The sequence below is a fragment of the Marinomonas sp. IMCC 4694 genome (genome assembly GCF_008122525.1).
In the GTDB taxonomy this organism is placed as follows: domain Bacteria; phylum Pseudomonadota; class Gammaproteobacteria; order Pseudomonadales; family Marinomonadaceae; genus Marinomonas.
Genome location: NZ_VSRV01000001.1, coordinates 571643 through 593351 on the forward strand (window position 1 = coordinate 571643; position 21709 = coordinate 593351).

Genomic DNA, 21709 nt, shown 5'->3' on the forward strand with positions numbered 1-21709 from the left:
TTAGTGTTTTTTGGGGCCAGATGAATTTTTCGGTAGTTGGTGTTGCAATTTCTGCATGTTTTTTAGGCGGTATTCAAATTGTCCACGTCGCATTTTTAGCATACGTGCTGCTGCCGAAATATTTCCTTTGCTGCGTTCTAAGGCATATTTTAATACCATATTTTCTAAGGCTTCAAGTGAACCTTTTGATTCAATTAGGCTTTCAATCATTTGTTCTGTAGTTCTATCGTCAAAGTCTTTAGTAGGGAGGGTCTTATGTAGATGACCATCTTGACCAAGCCTAAAAAGAACATCATCAATTTGCTCGCCGCCAGAAAACAAGTGATAAACGTCTAAATTATCTCCGTTGTCGGCCATGATTACACCGCGTTCGACGATGTTCTCCAGCTCCCGAACATTCCCTGGCCAGCCGTAAGCCCAGAGTGCTGCATGAGCAGCTTGAGTGATACCGTTTATTTTCTTGTTGAAGCGAGAGGAATAGCGCTTCACAAATACATTCATCAATAAAGGAATATCTTCGCGTCGTTCGCGTAAAGCGGGAATGTTAATCGGAAAGACATTTAGTCTAAAGAATAAATCTTCACGGAATCTTCCTTCGCGCACTTCCTCGCGGAGGTCTCGGTTGGCAGCTGCGACAATACGAACATCAATGTTGATGACCTCGCTTCCTCCTAAACGCTCAACTTCTCCTTCTTGTAACACCCGCAAGAGCTTCCCTTGAGCAGACAGTGGCAGGCTGGCAATTTCATCTAAGAACAAAGTCCCGCCATTAGCCCTTTCAAAGCGGCCATGTCTAGAAACAGTAGCGCCAGTGTATGCGCCCTTTTCTACACCAAATAGTTCCGCTTCAACTAGGTCGTGAGGGATTGCGGCACAGTTAATAGATATAAAGGGGGTGTCAGCGCGTTTACCAATAGCATGTAAGGTCTTGGCAAAGCGTTCTTTACCAACGCCACTCTCGCCGTTTAGTAATACAGTCGCATCGGTTGAGCCAACCCGTTTAAGTAAATGAATTGCGGCATTAAATGGCGCTGAAACACCTATTAGCTCCGGCATGGGTTCCGTTGTCTCAGGCTGACCTGTAAAGGGTGTATCGCTAGAGGGAATAGTTTTGCCCGGCGCTGATACGAAACTTTCTAGTTTCATAAAGGAGAGATCGAGCTCGGTATCTTCAAACTCCTCAAGTGGCTGACCAATGACGCGACAATGTGGATGTCCCATGGCAATACATTCAACTTCACGCCAGATAATAGGTCGTCCCATCATAGTCGTCGTAAAGCCATTTGCATATCCTGTCATCATCCAACAAGCTGGCTGACCTCCGATGCCAAAATGTTTATGGTGAGCTTCACCTTCCCATGAAGATTGCCAATAGTAATCCCCGTGAAATTCCCCAGTGTCCATATTGAATGCCATTCGGTTAACTGCTTGGTTGTGTATGAAGCCTTCTATTTCACGCAACCTTGGCCCTAATGCCATGGTGTGTTTTAAGTTTCCTCCTTCATATTGTCGCAAGCAACGACCATCTTCAACACCTTGCTGGTAACCGATTCGAGTGAATAGTTCACGAGTTTTGTCGAGACCCAAGCGCTCAATTAACTCTTGTCTTAATGACGTCATCGAAAAACAGTGCATGAGTAGCATCCGTTGATCGAATAGATGGATATGGCCGCTGTCCGGTGTGAATCTTAAGTACTGTGCCAGTACATCGTCGTCGATCGTCTCATTTATGTTATGCAAGGTTTTATTATTTTTATTCATAATTATCTCCACAGTTACTTTTTCAGCAATAGCAGAAAAAACACGTTATAGATAGATAAAAATCTCTCCATTTGAGTAACAAAATATTCCCCGTCACATTTCTACAGTTACAGTAAATATTTATAAATCCTATATAAAACAGATAGTTATTCTTTATTTTGTAAAACTGGCACATCTTTCGCTCTAATCTTTTTATATGAGTGTCAGTCTCAAACGCACCGTATGGCATCCAAAACGATAAAAATAAAAATAGAAAGGAGTACTCGTATGGCTGATTCTTGGTTACAAGTTGCTGTACATAAAAAATATCTTTTAGCAGAAGATATTTTGGGTCTTGAACTGAAAGCGATTCAGGGAGAGACACTGCCCCCAGTCGAAGCTGGGGCCCACATTGACGTTAAGCTTCCTAATGGCATCACTAGAAAATACTCTTTGACCAATGCCCCAGACGAAGTAGGGGTATATAAGTTGGGTATTTTACTGGATCCCAATAGTCGTGGCGGCTCCGCTTATATCCATAGGGAACTAAGACAAGGTGATGAGTTATTAATTTCAGTACCTTGCAATTATTTTCCTTTGGTTGACTCTGAACACGCCCTACTTTTTGCTGGAGGAATTGGCATCACACCTATCTTTGCGATGGCCGAATCTCTTTATCAGTCTGGTAAGAGTTTTGAGCTTCACTACGCCTGCCGCTCAGAGTCGAAAGCAGCATTTTTAAAGACTCTTTTGGTTAAGCCTTGGGCGGACCGAGTAAGTTTCTATTTTAATGACGCAAATCAGAAAATCGATGCAGAAGCGCTTATCTTTGATGCTGAGATGACCACGCATCTATATTGCTGTGGCCCATCGGGTTTTATCAACTGGATCAATGATGTTGCGGTTAAGCAGCGATGGCATGCTGATCGCATTCATTTCGAACGTTTCAATATGAAGAAAAGTGAGACGCCCAGTCAAGAGAGCGAGTTTGAAATTCGCCTTCAGAGAAGTGACAAAGTGATCGAAGTTGGAGTAGATCAAACTGTTGCGCAAACATTACTTGACCACGGTATTGATGTTGCCATGTCTTGTGAACAAGGCATTTGCGGATCTTGCATGATTCCAGTTTTGGAAGGGACCCCCGACCACCGAGACATGTTTCAGTCCGAAGCAGAAAAAAAACGAAATCACCAGTTTACGCCCTGTTGCTCGCGCTCACACAGTCAAACCTTAGTGTTGGATATTTAGTAAAAGCCAACCATTAGGATAATCAGAATTTGGACCTAATTGTCCAATGGCTAACGTATCTTAGCCGCCTAAGCTGGCTCGCCAGTCAGTTATTCTTGAAATGAAATACGTCTGTAAAACAACAATAAAAGAGAGAGAACTTATGACTTCAATGAATAAAAGTCCTTACCTAACGAATGTGTGGTACGTTGCAGCCTTGTCTACTGAAGTGGGTACGGAAGAGTTATTTAGTCGTACATTATTAGATACTTCAGTGCTGATTTACCGTACCGAAGATGGTGCAGCGGTTGCGATGCAAGATCGTTGTCCGCACCGTTTTGTACCGCTTAGTATGGGACGAAGAGAGGGGGACAACATAATTTGTGCTTACCATGGGTTGAAATTCAATTGTGAGGGCAAATGTAACCACAACCCTCATGGAAATAATCGCATACCCGTAGCAGCGCAAGTGCGTTCTTATCCGATCATTGAAAAGTATGGCTTTATCTGGATTTGGATGGGTGAAAAAACGGCTGATCCGGCTCTATTACCTGATTTTAGTCCGTTAGTGGAAGGACATCCTAATTCCGTAGGCTACACCTATATGCCTCGTGAATGCCATTACGAATTGATTACTGATAACGTTATGGATTTGAGTCACATTGATCATTTGCACGGCGATATTATTACCACCCGAGGACAGTTGTCGCCCAAAGTGCCTCAGATTAAAGAAGGTGAGCGAAGTCTATCAGCGCGATGGGAGTGGGTGCAGAAGCCCGCTATGCTGATTTTTAATCAGTATCTATCTAAGCCCGATGATGAAGCTGATCATTTCTTTGATATCACATGGACACCACCGGCCAATATCCAATTGTCTGTTGGTGCAAATCAAGATAAAGGCGCTTTAGATCTAGATCATACTGTCGGTCAGTATGACCTTCATACTAGTACCCCTGGCTCTCAAAATTATACCCATTACTTCTTTGCCACTCGTCGTAATCATATTGAGGACGACGCTGAATACAACGCAATGAAGATCAAAGCGATGCATGAAGCATTTGTCGCAGAAGATGGTCCAGTATTAGATGCAGTTCATAAAGAGATGGGTACATCAGATCTATTCAGCCTTAACCCTGTGCTGCTTACCAGCGACGCAGCGCCCGTTAAGGTGCGGCGTTTGTTAAAAGAGATGGTAAAGGCTGAACAAGAGAACCTTTAGAACTAAATGACTACCTATCGCTCTTCGATAAAAGGTGACGTCGAGGAGCGATGGGCGCCTATTCGGACGCTTCACGGTTCCCATACTTTAAAGGTATCACGTGCAACCAAATTGATATTTGTGAAGGATTTTACCGGGGGCTATGGTAAGTAAAAACAATAAACGGACACACTTAGCATGACATCTAAAATTGCCCACATTGAAACAATGCTTGTGGATATTCCTACCATTCGACCTCATAAATTATCCATGACGTCTATGGCTGTTCAAACCATGGTGATTGTCCGAATTAAGGATGATCAGGGCCGAGAAGGCTTAGGGGAGGGGACTACGATTGGCGGTTTGGCGTATGGCCCAGAAAGCCCAGAAAGTGTCAAAACGAACATCGATACGTATCTCACTCCTTTGCTGATTGATCAGCCTCTACACAGTATTAAATCGCTTATCCAGCGTATAAATATGTCTGTACGTGGCAATATGATTGCCAAATCCGCGCTACAAACCGCACTGTTGGATTTACAGGGCAAACACTTAAACGTTCCTGTTTCTACTTTATTAGGCGGCGCAATTCACCAACATATCCCTTGTTTATGGGTGTTGGCGTCAGGCGACACAGACAAAGACATTGCAGAAGCCAAAGACCTGATGGCAAGCGGTCGCCACTGTGATTTCAAACTTAAAATCGGCTCTCGACATGTCAATGATGATGTGGCTCATGTGGCAGCTATCAAAGCGGCCTTAGGCAATAGCGCAAGTGTTCGAGTCGACGTGAATCAAGCGTGGGATGAGTCCACCGCCACAAAAGGTATGGCAGCACTTCAAGAGGCGGGTGTTGATTTAGTTGAGCAGCCCACCCCTGCGAAAGATTGGGATGCTTTAGCGCGCCTGTCGCAAAAATTTAACATCCCAATTTTGGCTGATGAAGGGGTAGCTGATGCGTCAGATGTGTATCAATTAGCTCATCGAGGTTTTAACGGCTCGATCGCTCTAAAAATTGCGAAATCAGGCGGCCCTATTGAGGCTCTCTATGCCGCAACGGTTTCATCCGCTTCGGGGCTGGAACTTTACGGCGGTACTTTATTAGAAGGCTCTATTGGAACAGCGGTCTCGATTCACGCTTGGTCTACGTTACCGAAATTGCATTGGGGTAGTGAGATGTTTGGTCCTCTTCTTTTACAAGATGACATAATCAAACAACCGCTTCGCTACCACAAAAATGGTGTAGATGTTCCTGATTTGCCCGGTTTAGGGATTGAAATTGACGAAGAGAAGCTTGCGCTTTATCGACGCAAATAACACAGCACCAACGCAAACAATTATGAGGAAATGAACATGCTTTTTAAAGTTGAAATGACGGTGGATATTCCTGATGACCTTTCGGCGGCAGAAGCCGATGCTATCAAATTGAAGGAAAAAAAATATTCACAAGAATTGCAAAACTCTGGAGTGTGGGTGCATTTATGGCGTGTTGTTGGGCAGTACTCTAATGTGAGTATTTTTGAAGTGAAAGATAATGCTCATTTGCATGAGGTTCTTACTGGTTTGCCTTTGTACCCATTTATGACAATGAATGTGACGGCTTTATGTCAGCATCCATCGTCTGTAAAGTAGCTCTAAATTTTTAAAATAAAAATAAATTTCATTAAAGTGTTGATATAGCACTAAAAAACGGAGAAATTAAAATGACTGTTAAAACAATTCAAACAGAAGCAGTACAAAATCTATTGAAAAAAGTCGCTGGGTTGGATAACGACCAAGGGAGTCCTCGAGTTAAGGAAATAATGTATCGACTCATGTCTGATATATATAAAATTATTGATGACCTTGATATCACTCCAGATGAATTCTGGCATGCTGCAAACTATTTAAATGAACTAGGCACGAACAAGGAAGCAGTATTACTGGCTCCAGGCCTTGGATTTGACCATTTCTTAGATATTCGTGAGGATGCTAAAGATGCAGCGGTAGGCCTACTTGGAGGAACGCCACGAACAATCGAAGGACCTTTATACGTTGAGGGTGCACCATTATCTCAAACAGAAACACGAATGGATGATGGTAGTACCCCAGGTCAGGGCATGTGGCTTCATGGCCAGGTTGTCGCGGAAGATGGTAAGCCTATTGCAGGAGCTCTTGTTGATATTTGGCATGCTGATAGCAAAGGAGGCTATTCTTTCTTTGACACAACTCAAAGCGAACTAAATTTACGTCGTAAAGTTTTAACTGATGAAAATGGCTATTACTATGCTCGTAGTATTGTTCCAAGTGGTTATGGCTGCCCACCAGATGGCTCTTCAATGAAAGTGCTGAATTTATTAGGCCGTCATGGTAATCGACCAGCTCATATACACTATTTTGTATCCAAGCCAGGTTTCAAGCATTTAACGACACAAATTAATTTAGCTGGTGACCCTTTTACATATGATGATTTCGCTTTCGCAACTCGCGATGAGTTAGTTGTAGAGGCTAAACCATCAAATGACCCAAAAATGATTGAAAAGCATGAATTTGATGGTGAATATTTAGATGTGGAATTCAATATCACTTTATTGGAATCTAATAGCTCATCAGCTGAAGAAATGCATAGCAGAGCACGCGTCTCATTAGTTTAAATTTATTTTTTGGGATGTAGATAATTTTAACCCCATGATGTTATTTTAATTAAACACTGAAAACAGCAGGCTATCCTGCTGTTTTTTTTATAAAAATCTTCTGTATTTCTTATTTAAGACGCTTTTATAAGTAATACATTAGTTGCAGTTTCCTTAGGGGATATGCGACTCAGTCGGTTACATGAGAAAATCTTGCGACTTAATCAGACTACTATTCCTATAGACGATGAACCCTCTTTCCTTCGCTTAATCAAATTCACCAGAAAATGCCGTAAAACCCGAAAAGAGCTTTTCCTTGGTAGAATGAGCGGACTTCATGGCATCAACTCGAAGCTTAAATTTAACCGTTTTACCTCAAGGCTGGCAATGGCCGGCGTCCCCATCCTCCCGCTACCACGCTATGCATTCACTTTATGCAGAATTTATACAACATGAGTGATCCTGCGATGGAATGTGCTCCATTTAGATTACCTCAATTCGTTTATTTGCTGCTTTATAACTATAGAGGCAATTCCTGATCACACTATTAATCAGGACTTCTCAGTTTGACTACCACACTCGCAACAGAGCATGAACTTAATTCAGACTTGTTCGAAGCTGTCTCAGTGTTGGTTATTAATTGTGCATTTTTGCATTTGTATCATTATCAATTTGTGACCAAAAAATCACTATGAATGTACTTTAATACACTACTATGTAAAATCTTTAGAATGATACAAGTTGCTGATTTAATTGAAATAAAGTACATTAAAGACGCATAAGGTATTCATGTGCAGTTCCCTCCGGAGGGTGAGGTCGGAGGTTCAAATCCTCTCGGGTGCACCATTTATCTAATTAATTCAAAGACTTAGACGACAGCTTCCTTTCTTTTATATCTAATAACGTCCCCGTTACTTTTTTCGCAGTTAATACTGTGTTTTAACTAAGGCTCCTCAAGCAGCATTTGCCTATTTTACTTTCGATGGCCTTTCATTACGCCAAGATCGTAGCCATCCAACAGCCAATTAATCTGTTCGCCGGTGAGTGACACCAACTCGTCTGAGGCTTTGGGCCACTTAAACTTTTCCTCAGCAAGGCCTTTGTAGTAGAGCACGAAGCCATTGTCTTCCCGCATCACGCACTTGATTTTGACGCTTACCAATAACTGATTCATATTCTTAACAGTGCAAAGAAGAAAAGCAAAAAAGACAAATGAAAAAGTTAAGCGGACAAGAGTTTAAAAACAACGGGTCAAAAACAAAAGGTCATAAACAAAAGATGTAAAAACGTAGAAAGTAGAAAGGCGAATGGCTCGCCTCTCTACAAGTGATAAAAAGGGCTAATTTAGGTCCATGTTGTATTCAGCTTGGACTCTTTGCTCCGCTTTTTTCGCTTCGGTGTCTAAGAGAGTAAACCATTTGTCGCCGTCTTCGATGTTGTCTTTGAACCAGCCGTACACCGGTTGGGCTGCTTTTGCAAATTGTGCTTTTTGTTCTGGAGTCGGGACATACAGCTCACCGCCAGCTTCATTAAACGCCTTGTAAGCGGCAATAGACTTGCGTTTAGGTGATGCAAACGTGGCTTGTTGCAGTGCTGAGAAGCCATCAACGACGACACGGCGAAGGTCTTCTGGCATGTCCATGAAGGAATCGTTGTTCATATACCAAAGCGCCGACATATACGCATGGCCGTCTAGGGTGACATGCTTAAGCCCTGCATCGGTAAATTTCATGCCCATAATGTCAGTGATGCCATTTTTAGAGCCTTCTACAACACCCGTTTGGAAAGACGTAAACAGATCGCCCCATGGGATCGGAGTAGGGCTGGCGCCCAATGAACGGACCAGTTCTTGAGGAAGGTCAGAAACGACGGTGCGAATTTTTAAGCCTTTCAAATCCTCTGGTGTTTTTACTGTTCGTTTGGTATTAGCAAAGTTGCGCCACCCACCCGTGTTACCAATCGTCATCAGGCGTACGGTATTATCGGAATCGGCCAGGATCTGTTTGCGTAGCGCACGGGTGAAGTCGCCAGAGAGCACTTCTTCAGCGATGCGGTCATCACGTAATACATAAGGTAGATCAAGCACTTGAACGTAAGGATACATGGCCGACGCGCCGCCAGACGTTGAAATGTAAATATCCAGTGAACCGTACTCAAGACCTTCTAAACATTCGACACCGTTCCCACAAAGTTGGGTTCCCATGAAAATATCAATGCCGATACGACCGTTTGAATGGGATTCGACAAAGTCTTTAAACACTACTAGGCCGTCGTAATCTTCGTCGTTTTCGTTGGAGTTCGCCACCGCGCGAAAATTAAAATCGGCGGCTTGCGCGATGCCGCTCATCATGACGCCTGCGCCTATTAATGTTGCTGCAACGACACTCGTTATTTTTGTTTTCGTGAGCATTTTAAAGTCCTCATTTAGGGTTTGCATTGCGATTCACTACCCGGTGACCAGGCCGAGTAGCCTCGGTATGGTCATGGATAACGATGGGAAAAAAGTAATCAAAAAGATAACCACAACCTCAACGGCCAAGAAAGGCAGAATGGCTTTTGAAATGGTTTCGATGCGTTCACCCGAGACGCTGGAAGCGACGAACAGTACCAGCCCCATGGGCGGTGTGGCCAAGCCGACGGTGAGGTTAACGCTCATGATGATGGCGAAATGAACTGGGTCTATGCCCAAGTTGACAAAGATGGGCCCTAAAATGGGGCCAAGAATAATAATGGCAGGGCCAGCGTCTAAAAACATCCCGACTAAAAACAACAATAAGTTGATTAAAAACAACAACATGAGAGGGTTTTCGCTGATAGACAATACCCATTCAGCCAGCATTTCCGCGCTGTGAGATAGGCTCACCACGGTTTTAAAGGCAATGGCAGAACCCACTAAAAGCAGCACAACCGCCGACGCTTGGGCGCCTTTAATAAAGATATCGGGAAGGTCTCGCAGTTTGACCGTTTTCATCACCCACACACTGATGATCAGAGCGTAAGCGGTGGCGACGGCAGAAGCTTCTGTCGGTGTGAAGATCCCACCAATGATACCGCCCAAAATGATCACCGGCGCTAACAAAGGGAAGATCGCATGGCGTGTTGCTGTGCCTCGTTCTTTCCACGTAGATTTGGGTCCGGCAACGGGGAAGTCGTATTTTTTAGCCATTAAAGCGACCATGGCCATTAATCCACCACCGATCAAAATTCCCGGTACTATGCCGGCGGCAAATAGGGCGGCAACAGAGACTTCCATCGTGTACGCATAGATGATCATGATACCCGAAGGCGGAATGATGGGCCCAATGACCGACGACGCCGCGGTAATGGCGGCGGCAAATTTTCGACTGTAGCCGTTTTTTTCCATGGCGGGAATCATCATCGAGCCGATGGCGGAGGTATCAGCGACCGCCGAGCCTGACAAGCCCGCGAAGAGCATGCTCGACATCACATTCACGTGCGCGAGACCACCACGCACATGCCCAATAAATGACTGAGAAAATTGCACCAGGTTCATGGTAATGCCGCCACGGTTCATTAATTCACCCGCGAGCATAAAAAAGGGAATGGCCATTAGGGGAAAAGAATCAATACCGTTGTAGATATTGCGAAACAACAAAGACACGTCGCGCTCCATGCCAGTGGCATACAGCATTAGCCCAGGGGCGGCCAGCATCGCAAAAAACACCGGCATACCAATCAACAACAGGATAAGGAATAAAGGCAAAAACAGAGCTAACATAGTACGCTTCTCTTTTATTATTGTTTTTTAGTTTTTAGTTTTTAGTCTGAGCAGTTCGGTGCCGTTGAATTTTATAGTCGTGATTTACTCAGCGCGCCACCTCAGTCAGCGGCGGCGTCGACGCGTACGTTATAGCGAAGCTCAAACGTATTTTTATCGCCTAATAAACAGCCAATTTCACGTAAACACAGCTCAATATTCGCCAATAACATCGTAAAAAAGCACACCGGCATGGCCAAATAAATCCAAGCACGAGAAATGTGAATCGAAGCGGCTCGTGAACGAAAGCCCCGCTCAAAAAATTCTACGCCCATGAGTGATAATTTCAGCAATACAGCGCCGGCGAGCAAGAGTAATGTCAGTTTTAATAGGCTGGATGCTTTGGTTGGCAAAGCGTAAAGCAGCATATCAATGGCGACGAAGGAGCCGCGACGATACGCTTCACCCGCCACCACGGCCATCATCCAAATCATTAATGCTCTGGCGACTTCTTCCGGCCAAGGCAAAGCATTGCCCAATACATAACGACAAAACACTTGCAATAAAATAACACTGATCATCAAGGTCACTAAGACCCAGGCAATGTTGCGTCCTACTCGATTGAGTAGTTCGTTAATACACGCCAGCCAAGCGACGAGCCGTTTTAGAATCGCCATACACTTCACCCTCAACAGTACAATTTATTGGAATTCGTATTATGGCACTTCGTGACCTGCCGCCGCGGTCCAGAGTTCAAACCAAGTTTCACGGTCGATCTGAATGTTTTCAACAGCGGACAGCGCTTTAATGCGCGAGACGTTATTGGTGCCTACAATCGGCATAATGTTGGCTGGGTGCGCCAGTAACCAGGCGAGTGCAACATGATCGGCTGAAGCGCCTTGTTGCTCAGCGAGGTGAGCGAACAGGGGCGCTAAACGGCGTGTTTGCGGGGAATCGGCGAATAAATCACCACCGGCTAAAGGCGACCAAGCCATCGGCGTCAGCTTATCAAGCTGCATGGCGCTGAGGGTGCCATCGGTAAAGACGTCGCGTTGCAATAAACTGATTTCAACTTGGTTTGCTGCCAATGGATGGCGCATGTTGGCTTGCAATAGACGCCAATCCCAGACACCAAAGTTAGACACCCCGACAGTACGGACTTTTCCGCTGTCGATAAGGGCATCCAAGGCGGCACCGGTTTCGGCGGCGTTCATTAGCGGATCTGGACGGTGAATCAGCAGCACGTCCAAATGATCGGTTGATAGGTTCTGTAAACTTTGATCCACGCTGGCGTTTAAATAGCCTGCACTGGTGTCATAGAATTTTACGCGACGATCGGGGAATTTTTCAGACAGCAAAGCGATGTCACATTTTGAGATCAATTGCATTTTTGCGCGCAGTGCAGGGTCTTGGGATAACACCTTACCAAAGAGCTTTTCACATTCGTAATCACCGTAAATATCCGCATGATCAAACGTGGTAATGCCCTGCTCAAGGCACAAATCGACTTTTTCGCGAACGTGTTTTGCGGACGTGTCTTTGGCCTCGGATAAACGCCAAACACCATAAATTAGACGACTTAGTTGTATATCAGACTGCCCCATTGTTACCGTTCGCATGTTTTGTCTCTCCGACTGTTGAGCGTTATTACATTTTATTGTCGCTCAGAAAATTGTATTTTTGTTATAGGCTCTTTGCCACAGATTGAATGATCCAAGTGACTTTTGATGAGCTTGTATAATTACCCTAACAGTGTATTCTGGCCGTGTAAATCAATAGTGAATGAATTGTGTTAAAAAAATGATTGGCGCCTTTATCGCATTGGCAACGCAGTATTTAAACGCAGTCACTTACGTCCATAAGCGGCTAAGTTATGGTCGAGCGGAACAAGTGAATAGGTAGAAAAGTGGAAAAGAAAAGCAAAACAAAACAGCTTCCTCTATACATTCAAGTGAGTGAGCTGCTCAATCGAGAAATTGCCGCCGGGCATTGGTTACCAGGTGATCGCTTACCTATTGAATCCGAGCTTGCTGCGACCTTGGGCGTGGCGATTGGCACCTTGCGAAAAGCGCTTAAGAAACTCGAAGAAGACGATCTTTTAGAGCGCCGACAAGGGTCAGGCAACTACATTAAGCGCGCCCCTGGTGGGCAGGCGATTTACCAGTTTTTTCATTTGGAAATGTTATCTGGAGGCGGCGTGCCAACGGCGGATACCTTGTCTGTCACCCTTGACGATGATGCCTTTGTACTGCGTCAGCTTAACCTTCCTGCCGATGGCAAGCTGTGGTGCGTGAAGCGAGCGCGTTATTTGAATCGAGAATTGGTCGCAATGGAGCAAATTTGGTTCAATCATCGCCATGCGCCCCAGTTAAAACCGAAAGACCTACACGAATCCCTTTACCTGCATTATCGCGACAGCTTTTCTTTTTGGATTAGCCGAGTGGAAGACGAAATCGACTGCTCGACGGCGCCGGATTGGGTTACCACGCCGCTTTTGCTGGCTCCTAACGCCATGCTGCCTAAGGTGCATCGTCGAAGTTGGTCGAATGAAGGGGTTATCGAGGAGTTCTCTTTTACTTGGTTTGATCCCGCTAAATGCCGTTATTTTGCTCGATGGCATTAACCAAGCTCGATGGCATTAACCAAGATAATAAGCAGAGTTTACAATAAAAACATAATAATAAGAGGGTAACCGTTATGGGTCATTCAGTGCGTTATGGCATGTTAGGCTGCGGAATGATGGGTCAGGAACATCTAAGAAATTTGGCGCTGATCGAGGGGGCGAACGTGGTGGCGATCACGGAACCCAACAAAGACATGCAGCAACGTTGTGCCGCGTTGGTTCCTAATGCGCGTTTTTTTGACACGCTAGACGCCATGCTTGCGGCGGATATGGGTCTTGAGGCCTTGGTGATTGCAACGCCAAATTACCAGCATGCCGATCAGCTGTTGGCCTTGTTTGAGCAAACGGCCTTGCCTATTTTGGTTGAAAAACCGGTGGTGAGTCGCTTGGATCAAGTTGCTCAAATTCGAGCCGCCGCGGCCAATCATCCGTCCCCAGTATGGGTCGCCATGGAGTACCGCTATATGCCGCCCGTCGTCCAATTTCGCAAGCAGCTGTTAGACGGTGATATTGGTCCTTTGTCCATGTTGGCGATTCGTGAACATCGTTTCCCTTTTCTTGAAAAAGTCGACGACTGGAACCGTTTTAACCACAAAACCGGCGGTACCCTAGTAGAGAAATGCTGTCATTTCTTTGATCTGATGCGTTTGCTCACGCAAAGCGAAGTCAAACGGGTTTACGCCTCTACCGGACAAGATTGTAACCATTTAGATGAAACGTACGACGGCACCATGCCAGACATTATCGACAATGCGTACGTGGTGGTGGATTTTGAAGGAGGCCAGCGCGCCAGCCTTGATTTGAATATGTTCGCAGAAGGGTCGCGCTATCAAGAAGAGCTGTGCGCCATTGGCCCCAAAGCCAAATTGGAATGTTTTGTCCCGGGTCCTGGGCGATTTTGGCCGACAGAGACGCTGGGTGCGGCACCGATTCCAAAAGTGGTTCTTAGTCCGCGTTTGCCCAAAGGGCCTATTGAGGCTAACATTCCTGTCGATGAGACCTTGTTAGGCGCGGGCGATCATAACGGCTCAACGTATTACCAGCATCTTGGTTTTTTTAAAGCGATTACCCAGCAGGCACCGGTAGACGTGACCATTGACGACGGCCTTCGAGCGGTCGTGATCGGTCTAGCGGCGCAGCATTCTGCGCAAACAGGACAGGCTGTTACCCTAACCGAATCGGGCTTTTCTTTTGAACGCTCCTAGCCTGTTGTGAAATAACCGTGCACTAAAACTTTATATAAATCAGTCATTAATCAAGAGTTAGGGTTTTTATAAGCAAAATTCATTCACTATTGATTTACTTTTTAATGAGGCGTGTTTAGAGTGAATCACCCTCTATGCACGTTTGATCTATGTGAATAGCCAATTATTTTGCAACACGATGACTGAAAAAGGAGCAAACAATGAGTGTGGTGATATCCAAACTAACAGAACAAAAACAAGTCAATGGATTGGATTTTCCGCTGCTGGTCACGCCTCACAATACCGAGGTAAAACAGCATAAAGCGACGTTTTTAGAGTGGGTAAATGAGAACAAAGCCGATTTGCACGCTTTACTGATTAAGCATGGGGCCGTGTTGTTTCGCGATTTTCCGGTGGAAAACTCCATTGAATTTGAGCAAATGCTAGATCAAACGGATTACCAAAATATGCCGTATGTGGGTGGCGCCGCGCCTCGCGCTCAAGTCACCGCGTCTCGAATTGTGACGGCCAATGAATCTCCGGCGTCTGAAACCATCCCGTTTCATCACGAAATGGCTCAAGTGCCTACTCCGCCGGGCTACATTTTTTTCTACTGTGAAACGGCAGCCACCACTGGTGGCGCGACATCAATTTTGCACTCGGGGGAAATTTGTAAACAATTTTTTGCATTGGCTCCGGATTTTGCGAAAAAAGTTGAAGAGCAAGGCGTTCGCTATATCCGAGTGATGCCAGAAATGACCGACAATTCGTCGGCGATTGGTCGCTCTTGGAAAGACACGTTTCAAGTCAATTCGCGGCAAGACGCTGAGGCCAAAATGCGCGAAGCCGGGATGACATGGGAATGGTTAGAGAACGGTGATGTTCGCACAGAAACTCAAGTGCTGCCGGGCATTCGCTTCGATGACGAAACCCAGCAAAAAGTTTTCTTTAACTCCATTGTTGCGGTCTTTACTGGCTGGAACGATGCCCGTAACGAAGGCAAAAAAGCGGTCTCGACGGCGGATGGAAAGCCCATGGACGAAGCCGTACTCAACCAGCTTGTTGTCGCTATGGACGCACTCTGCGTTAATTTTAAGTGGCAACATGGGGATGTGCTCTGGCTTAATAACCACACCGTTCTACACGCCCGCCAACCCTTCGAAGGGGATCGCCGCATATTGGCGTCTATCTCGTATAAATCACCCCATGGTCTTGGTTAACCAAAACAAGCTAAAGCGCGTGTCTATGCTTTGCACAGGCACGCCTTTATGACATGGATTTGGGCAACACGATACTGACTTTGGCCCCTGTTACTTTGCCGGACTCATAAGCGTTTTCTAAAAGGAGCTGGCTGTTCATTGTTGCGATAATTTCTTTTGCAATCACTAAGCCCAGCCCCAGCCCGCTGGTTCCGGTTGTATTTTCGCCCCGTTTAAAGGCTTTGGGTGTTAATAATTCCTCATTAAACCCTATTCCTTGGTCCGTAATGCTGATGTTGACCTGCGTTTTATTAACCACCATGTTAATAACAATAGTGCTGTTTTCAGGTGAGTATTTTATGGCATTGCTCAGAATAAGATCGAAAGCCATTAAAAATCCTTCTTGGTAGAGGTTAATATACTCCACCGGCTTGGACGTTTTTGTGTCGTATAAACACGTTATAGTTTGTGATGTTGATGGGGTTAATTCATCAATATGTTGAGTGAGTAATACCCACACCTCTTCTAAACGAACCAAATGAGAAGAGTTAAATTGTTTCATACGCTCTTGTGTCAAACAAAGATCAAGAACGTCGCTTATTTTATCAATGGCGACTTTTTGTTTTGATAAGCTTTTTTGTAAAAAATCAGATAAGCTGCTTTTTTCTTCAAACAGATTGCGATTCGCTGCCGACATAATCGCCAGCGGTGTGCGGATTTCATGGGAAAGCAAATTGACAAAAAGCCGTTTTTGCTCTACTTCCACTCTGTTTTTCTCGGCTAAGCTGGCTGTGAGCGCATTTTTTTCTCTTTCTTTTGTTTGTCCATAATTAATAGCTAAAAACAAAAAAACCACATCAATTAATAACGTAATGCCAGGAGCGTTATCAGTAAATCCATTTTTATTAATGATGCCATGAAGTCCTAATATTTGTATCGTATAACTAAGGAATATAGAAAGATAAATAATAAAAAAGAGTTTTGAAAAGGACTCTTTTTTCCAAAGAAAAATAGAAAAAACCAACAAAGAACCTAATAAAATTGACGATGATAAATGCACGATTCTTAAAGATAAATATATTTCCCCTATTACAACCGTAAGAATGGTCCAGAGTAATAGCGTGTAAAAATATAGAGAATATATTCTATTTATTTTGGGTAGATGTTTTTTTAATTTTAATGTACTTTGAGCTAATAAAAATATCATCAAAGCATTTGATGTTTGTGATATTGTTGATATTTTATCTCCAGCTCCGATAGGAAATATAATGTTACTAAAGCCATAAATTAATATGCCTGGGTTAAGCGTTCCTATCGTTAATAATGAGAAATAGATATACCCAATGTCTTTAAAGAAAACAAAATTAGTGAGAGACATTAATATTAAAATAAAAGATAACGCCAAGGTAAAAATGAAAATGATCCATGCTTTTCGTTCCTGAGCTTCAAGAATATCATCAGTAATTAAAGTCATTTTTATGGCTAATCCATTCTGCCCTGACAGCTTTACCCAGACGGTCTGCTCAAATCCCCCATCTTGCTGTTGACCTTGCTTTAATGGCACCAAGGGAAGACGCCTTCTATCGGTTTGATTTTGAGTATCCCCTAATGAAAATTGAGATGAGATTTTATTATTTTCAGTCAAGTAAACATCGATAATGTCTGTGTAGGGCGGTGTAATCTGTAAGAACCAAGTGGTGGTGTCTGAGCAGTTGGGTGGCACGGTGACGATCGCTTTTACCCAAAAGTTGCTTTTAGATAAGCCAAACGAAGTGTCGCTCAGTGGCCTTAAAATCTGGCTTTGGAGGTCTTCAAAACGAAGTTTTGCAGAGCTGTCCTCAAAAACTTGCAAATCTTGAACGATCGGATAAACTAATTTGCAGGTGTTTTCACTAGCGTATGCCAATGAATTGAACAGCAAAATACACACCAGCACAAACGCATTGCTTAGCCACCTTGCTGCATTGGCGTTGCCATAAAGGAAATAAAATAATTGCAAGCGTACAACCCCACCGTGAATATTTTGTTGTTAGAAGACAACCAAGACCTAGCCGATGAAATTATCTATTTTTTAGGCAAAAAAGGCCATCGCGTTGAGCACTGCGATCGACTCATTTCTTTATTGCAACACCTTGAACGTAATACCTATGATATTTTGCTGCTCGACCGATTACTGCCCGAAGGCGATACGCTTTCTTTTTTACCGCTAATCAAGCAAAAGCACGTAGGGATGTTAATTATTATCTCTGCGCTTGGGGATGTATCTGAACGTATTTCCGGTTTACAGCAAGGAGTAGACCATTACTTTGCTAAACCGGTTAATTTTGATGAACTTTTGGCTTATATAAATAACTATGCGCGAAAACGCGATGTAGAAACAGACAGCAGGCTGTTGCATCCTCTGAATTGGACGTTAAAAGGAAGCACATTAACGACTCCGCTGGGTGAACATGTGATATTGACGATGAGAGAAGCGTCGTTAATTGATGTTTTAATAAACGCATCCCCAGCCATGGTTGATAGAAACAAACTGCTTGCCGAGTTAGGTGAAGACCCTGTGAATTTTGATTTTAGGCGTCTTGATTCTGCTCTTTATCGCATACGCAAAAAAGTGCAGGATGAATCAACTTCTTCCCTACCTGTTAAAACTTACCATCGCCGCGGATACAGCTGGCAGATATGACACTCTAGGTCTATATTTTTACGCCTCCAACGTGCTGAATAAACGACAGGCATCGATTAACCGCTTCTCTTTGTAACGGTGAGTTGATAGTCGCTCAATCCGGTTACTGCTTCCCACGCGAGTTGGGAACCAGTAACCGGATTCTTTCATATTTGTTATGATGTGCTTTATTTTTTGAGTACTTATCATGTACGACGCGTCTTTATGGCAACCCAGTGCTTCTCTTTTTGTTCTGCAACAGCGTGCGCGGCTGTTTAAGCAGATTCGAACATTTTTTGATGCCCGTGAGGTGATGGAAGTAGACACGCCGTGTTTGTCTCTGGGCAGTATTACCGATCCTCATATCGAAGTGCTTAGCACTCACACTCGCTCTCAAGGCCAAGATCTGACGTATTACCTACAAACGTCCCCAGAATTTGCGATGAAACGTTTGCTGTGTGCCGGTAGCGGCTCAATTTATCAATTGGGTAAGGTCTTTCGGGCAGAGGAAATGGGTCGTCGGCATAGTATTGAATTTACTATGCTGGAATGGTATCGAGTGGGATTGGATCATTGGCAGTTGATGGATGAGATTCAGTGCTTGCTGTCGGTTGTCCTAAACGACAACGCCCTTGTGTGCGAGCGTCTCAGTTACCAAGCTGCGTTTGTGCGTCATGTCGGTTTGGATCCTTTCACTGCGACGCGCTTGCAGTTGCAACAGGCCGCTCATCAGCATACTGAATATGGTTTGCAAGAAAACGACCGAGATACCCTGCTCGAACTGCTGTTTTCCAGTGTGGTTGAAAACGCCATTGGTCAAGTTTCCCCTTGTTTTATCCACAGCTACCCAGCCTCACAAGCCGCTCTGGCGAAGACGCAGCTTGATAGCAATGGGCTATTAGTCGCCGCTCGCTTTGAGCTGTATTGGCAAGGAATGGAGCTGGCGAATGGTTACCATGAGTTGACCGATGCGAAAGAGCAGGCGCGACGCTTTGCAGAAGATACCGCCGCTCGACAGCGCATGGCGTTGGCAGAACGACAATGCGATGGTCGGCTAATTACCGCATTAGAAAGCGGCCTGCTGGCTTGCGCTGGCGTGGCGTTGGGGGTTGATCGGTTGTTGATGTTATTGTGTCATAAGTCACACATTAGTGAGGTGTTACCTTTTGCCCATGATCGAGCGTAATGTATGGCCCTGTATTGGGAATGTCAGGTTTAGAGAACAATAAGGCGCCAGTAATGAAAACCATTAACGATAAACAGGGCTGGAAAAAAGTATGGCCGAGGTTTAAAAAACACCTTGCCTGGCTGTATGCAGTGATTTTTTTTGTGACTTTTTTGTGTATTTGGAAGGGTGGTGAAGCCCTAAAAAATCAACAAATTAAAACGCTGCGAGTCGATTCTTTTGAGCAATTAAATCAGTTGGCGAGTGTGTTGGAGAGCGCCATCGCAAAATATCAGCATATGCCGACTTTGTTGGCCTCTAATGATAGGGTTAGGAAAGCACTGCGGGACGGTTTTGAACCGGATGTTAACCAATTAAATCGTGAGCTGGAACAGATTAACCGCATTACGGAAGCGTCAGACAGCTATATTTTAAACATTGAAGGTTTGACGATTGCCGCGTCAAATTATCGTGAAAACGCCAGTTTCGTCGGGCGTAACTTTGCGTTTCGACCGTATTTTCAAGACGCGATTAAGGGTAAGCCAGGGCGATATTACGCTTTGGGTACGACGTCGAATCGTCGTGGTTATTACTTTTCTTACCCTGTGTACGAGGGGGATGTGGTGATTGGTGTGGCGGTTGTTAAGGTGGATTTAACCCAATTTGAAAAGCGCTTTGCGAATCAAAATTATGAATTTTTGTTGCTCGACCCCGACGGCATTGTGTTTAGTAGTTCGCGCCCGAATTGGCTGTATCGAATTTTTGGTGAGTTGTCCCATACAGAATTGCAACGAATTGCCGATTCTCAGCGCTATTATGGTAAGTCGATTGAGAAGTTGGCGGTGGTGTACCAAAAGCCGTTTGACGAGAAGTCTCAAGTGGTGGACGTTTTGGAAAGTTCGCTGATCAATGGGGTGGATGACATTCAGCGCTTGTCTTTTTTGCGCATGAGTAGACCCATTCGATTGCTGAACTTCCAGATTTCTATCTTAGCGCCCCTCAAAACCATTAATGAACAAATCTCCTTATGGCGAACCATTTTTGCGGGGGGCGTTACCATCACGACCTTGTTGTTTGGTTTGGCGGTATTGCGTCGTCGTATGTTGCGCGAGCGATCCGATGCGAATGAAATGACACGTCATAATCAGGCATACATTCGCGAGGTGATCCAGAATACGCAGGCCGGTCTCGTGACGCTAGACGAGCATCATAAAATCGAATCTTTTAACCCTGCGGTGGAAAAACTGGTGGGTAAGCCCCTAGCGCCTTTGGTCGGTTTTCCCTTGAGTGTGCTGTTTACCTCCAGTGAGCAGGGCGCGTTAACCTTGCCCATTCAGGAGGATTTTCTAAACGCTTCCAGTGATTTAGGAATAAAAGTACTGACCCGAGAAGGTCAGTTAAGCTATTCCGATCAGGTGGCGGTACCAGTCGAGATGACCTTGTGCAAAATGCAGTTGCCCAATCGATTGAGTTATTTGGTGACGTTTCATGATATGACCGAACGCAAACGTTACGAGCAAGATATTACGCAAGCACGGATTGAATTAGAGGCGCGAGTCAAAGAGCGAACGGTTGAGTTAGAAGGGGCCAATACCCGCCTTCGCCATGAAATTGAAGAGCACAAAGGCACGCAACGCGAACTCATACAAACAGCAAAATTGGCCGTGTTGGGGCAGCTGAGCGCCGGCCTTAACCACGAGCTGAACCAGCCACTCACAGCGATACGCGCTTTTGCCGGTAACGGTCTGACGTTTTTAGATCGCGGTCAGCATGAGCAAGCTCATGCTAACTTACGGCACATTAGTCAATTGGGGCAACACATGGGTGACATTATTGCCCGCTTTAAAGTATTTGCCCGCAAAGGCGATGTTCATCAAGGGCCTATTGCGGTGCAAACGGCCATCGTTGGTGCACTCAAAATCATGAGCCCGCGTTATAAAGAAGTGGCGATTGAACTGGTGGTGGACGAAGACAGCGGTTTTATTGTTAATGGCGACATGGTGTTTTTAGAGCAGGTGTTGGTAAATTTACTGGCCAATGCAGCCGATGCGATCTTGGAAGCCCCCAATAACGTGCGTCGTGTTAGCGTAGAGCAGCGTTTGGTCAATGATCAGGTGGTGATTTCCATTCATGACTCAGGGAATGGGCTCAGTGACGAAGCCGTTAAGCATTTATTTGAGCCGTTTTTCACGTCTAAATCGTCCGGTGTTGGGTTGGGTTTGGGGCTGTCTATTAGTCAGCGTATTATTGACGCCATGGGTGGGCAGATCAGCGCCACCAATCGCCCCTCAGGCGGGGCTGAATTTTGTGTTAGGCTACCTCGATTCAACCATCACATCCCCGCTAAAGACGCTAAAGACGCTAAAGACGCTAAATAGGAA

Annotated in this window: 18 protein-coding genes; 11 read left to right on the forward strand and 7 right to left on the reverse strand. The window is 44.8% G+C overall.

Features of this window, described 5'->3' with window-relative positions; genetic code table 11:
• Positions 1 to 1761: a sigma-54-dependent Fis family transcriptional regulator gene (locus FXV75_RS02655; protein WP_148831059.1), complete on the reverse strand. Its 1761-nt coding sequence runs from the start codon at positions 1759 to 1761 to the stop codon at positions 1 to 3.
• A 267-nt stretch (positions 1762 to 2028) separates the two neighbouring features.
• Between FXV75_RS02655 and FXV75_RS02660 the strand changes: the two genes are divergently transcribed.
• From FXV75_RS02660 to catA, 5 genes are all read left to right on the forward strand, one after another.
• A complete protein-coding gene (locus tag FXV75_RS02660; RefSeq protein WP_187424838.1) occupies positions 2029 to 2988 on the forward strand; it encodes a PDR/VanB family oxidoreductase in 960 nt (319 codons plus the stop codon).
• Between the two features lie 142 nt (positions 2989 to 3130).
• Complete coding sequence (locus tag FXV75_RS02665; RefSeq protein WP_148831061.1) at positions 3131 to 4186, forward strand: aromatic ring-hydroxylating dioxygenase subunit alpha; 1056 nt, start codon at positions 3131 to 3133, stop codon at positions 4184 to 4186.
• 177 nt (positions 4187 to 4363) lie between these two features.
• Positions 4364 to 5482 (forward strand): muconate/chloromuconate family cycloisomerase, encoded by a 1119-nt coding sequence (locus FXV75_RS02670; RefSeq protein ID WP_148831062.1) that lies wholly within the window; start codon positions 4364 to 4366, stop codon positions 5480 to 5482.
• Between the two features lie 36 nt (positions 5483 to 5518).
• Positions 5519 to 5797 carry a muconolactone Delta-isomerase gene (catC, locus tag FXV75_RS02675; protein ID WP_148831063.1) on the forward strand — a complete coding sequence of 93 codons (279 nt, stop codon included), beginning with the start codon at positions 5519 to 5521 and terminating at the stop codon, positions 5795 to 5797.
• A gap of 71 nt (positions 5798 to 5868) precedes the next feature.
• Positions 5869 to 6798 (forward strand): catechol 1,2-dioxygenase, encoded by a 930-nt coding sequence (gene catA / locus FXV75_RS02680; protein ID WP_148831064.1) that lies wholly within the window; start codon positions 5869 to 5871, stop codon positions 6796 to 6798.
• A gap of 952 nt (positions 6799 to 7750) precedes the next feature.
• On the opposite strand, the gene tnpB is transcribed toward catA, so the two are convergent.
• From tnpB to FXV75_RS02705, 5 genes are all read right to left on the reverse strand, one after another.
• The gene (tnpB, locus tag FXV75_RS02685; protein ID WP_148831065.1) at positions 7751 to 7951 is read right to left on the reverse strand and encodes an IS66 family insertion sequence element accessory protein TnpB; all 201 of its coding nucleotides are present in this window, start codon (positions 7949 to 7951) and stop codon (positions 7751 to 7753) included.
• Positions 7952 to 8116: 165 nt separating this feature from the next.
• A complete protein-coding gene (gene dctP, locus FXV75_RS02690; protein WP_148831066.1) occupies positions 8117 to 9187 on the reverse strand; it encodes a TRAP transporter substrate-binding protein DctP in 1071 nt (356 codons plus the stop codon).
• A gap of 36 nt (positions 9188 to 9223) precedes the next feature.
• A complete protein-coding gene (locus FXV75_RS02695; protein WP_148831067.1) occupies positions 9224 to 10516 on the reverse strand; it encodes a TRAP transporter large permease in 1293 nt (430 codons plus the stop codon).
• 101 nt (positions 10517 to 10617) lie between these two features.
• Positions 10618 to 11172 carry a TRAP transporter small permease gene (locus FXV75_RS02700; protein ID WP_148831068.1) on the reverse strand — a complete coding sequence of 185 codons (555 nt, stop codon included), beginning with the start codon at positions 11170 to 11172 and terminating at the stop codon, positions 10618 to 10620.
• Between the two features lie 39 nt (positions 11173 to 11211).
• The gene (locus FXV75_RS02705; protein ID WP_148831069.1) at positions 11212 to 12114 is read right to left on the reverse strand and encodes an aldo/keto reductase family oxidoreductase; all 903 of its coding nucleotides are present in this window, start codon (positions 12112 to 12114) and stop codon (positions 11212 to 11214) included.
• 287 nt (positions 12115 to 12401) lie between these two features.
• Between FXV75_RS02705 and FXV75_RS02710 the strand changes: the two genes are divergently transcribed.
• The 3 genes from FXV75_RS02710 to FXV75_RS02720 all read left to right on the forward strand — a co-directional run bounded on the left by FXV75_RS02710 (position 12402) and on the right by FXV75_RS02720 (position 15522).
• Positions 12402 to 13118: a GntR family transcriptional regulator gene (locus FXV75_RS02710; RefSeq protein WP_148831070.1), complete on the forward strand. Its 717-nt coding sequence runs from the start codon at positions 12402 to 12404 to the stop codon at positions 13116 to 13118.
• A 74-nt stretch (positions 13119 to 13192) separates the two neighbouring features.
• On the forward strand, positions 13193 to 14323 hold the full coding sequence (locus tag FXV75_RS02715) for a Gfo/Idh/MocA family protein (RefSeq protein WP_148831071.1): 1131 nt from the start codon (positions 13193 to 13195) through the stop codon (positions 14321 to 14323).
• A gap of 200 nt (positions 14324 to 14523) precedes the next feature.
• Positions 14524 to 15522, forward strand: a complete 999-nt coding sequence (locus FXV75_RS02720) for a TauD/TfdA family dioxygenase (protein WP_148831072.1) — start codon at positions 14524 to 14526, stop codon at positions 15520 to 15522.
• A 46-nt stretch (positions 15523 to 15568) separates the two neighbouring features.
• Here the strand turns inward: FXV75_RS02720 and FXV75_RS02725 are convergent, their stop codons facing one another.
• Entirely contained in the window at positions 15569 to 17500 is a 1932-nt protein-coding gene (locus FXV75_RS02725; protein ID WP_148831073.1) for a sensor histidine kinase, read from the reverse strand.
• On the opposite strand from FXV75_RS02725, the gene FXV75_RS02730 reads away from it, so the two are divergent.
• From FXV75_RS02730 to FXV75_RS02740, 3 genes are all read left to right on the forward strand, one after another.
• A complete protein-coding gene (locus tag FXV75_RS02730) occupies positions 17495 to 18184 on the forward strand; it encodes a response regulator transcription factor (protein WP_148831074.1) in 690 nt (229 codons plus the stop codon). The two genes, FXV75_RS02725 and FXV75_RS02730, sit on opposite strands and share 6 nt — an antisense overlap.
• Positions 18185 to 18371: 187 nt before the next feature.
• Complete coding sequence (gene epmA, locus FXV75_RS02735; protein ID WP_148831075.1) at positions 18372 to 19349, forward strand: EF-P lysine aminoacylase EpmA; 978 nt, start codon at positions 18372 to 18374, stop codon at positions 19347 to 19349.
• A gap of 53 nt (positions 19350 to 19402) precedes the next feature.
• Complete coding sequence (locus tag FXV75_RS02740; RefSeq protein ID WP_148831076.1) at positions 19403 to 21706, forward strand: ATP-binding protein; 2304 nt, start codon at positions 19403 to 19405, stop codon at positions 21704 to 21706.
• Positions 21707 to 21709: the final 3 nt, after the last annotated feature.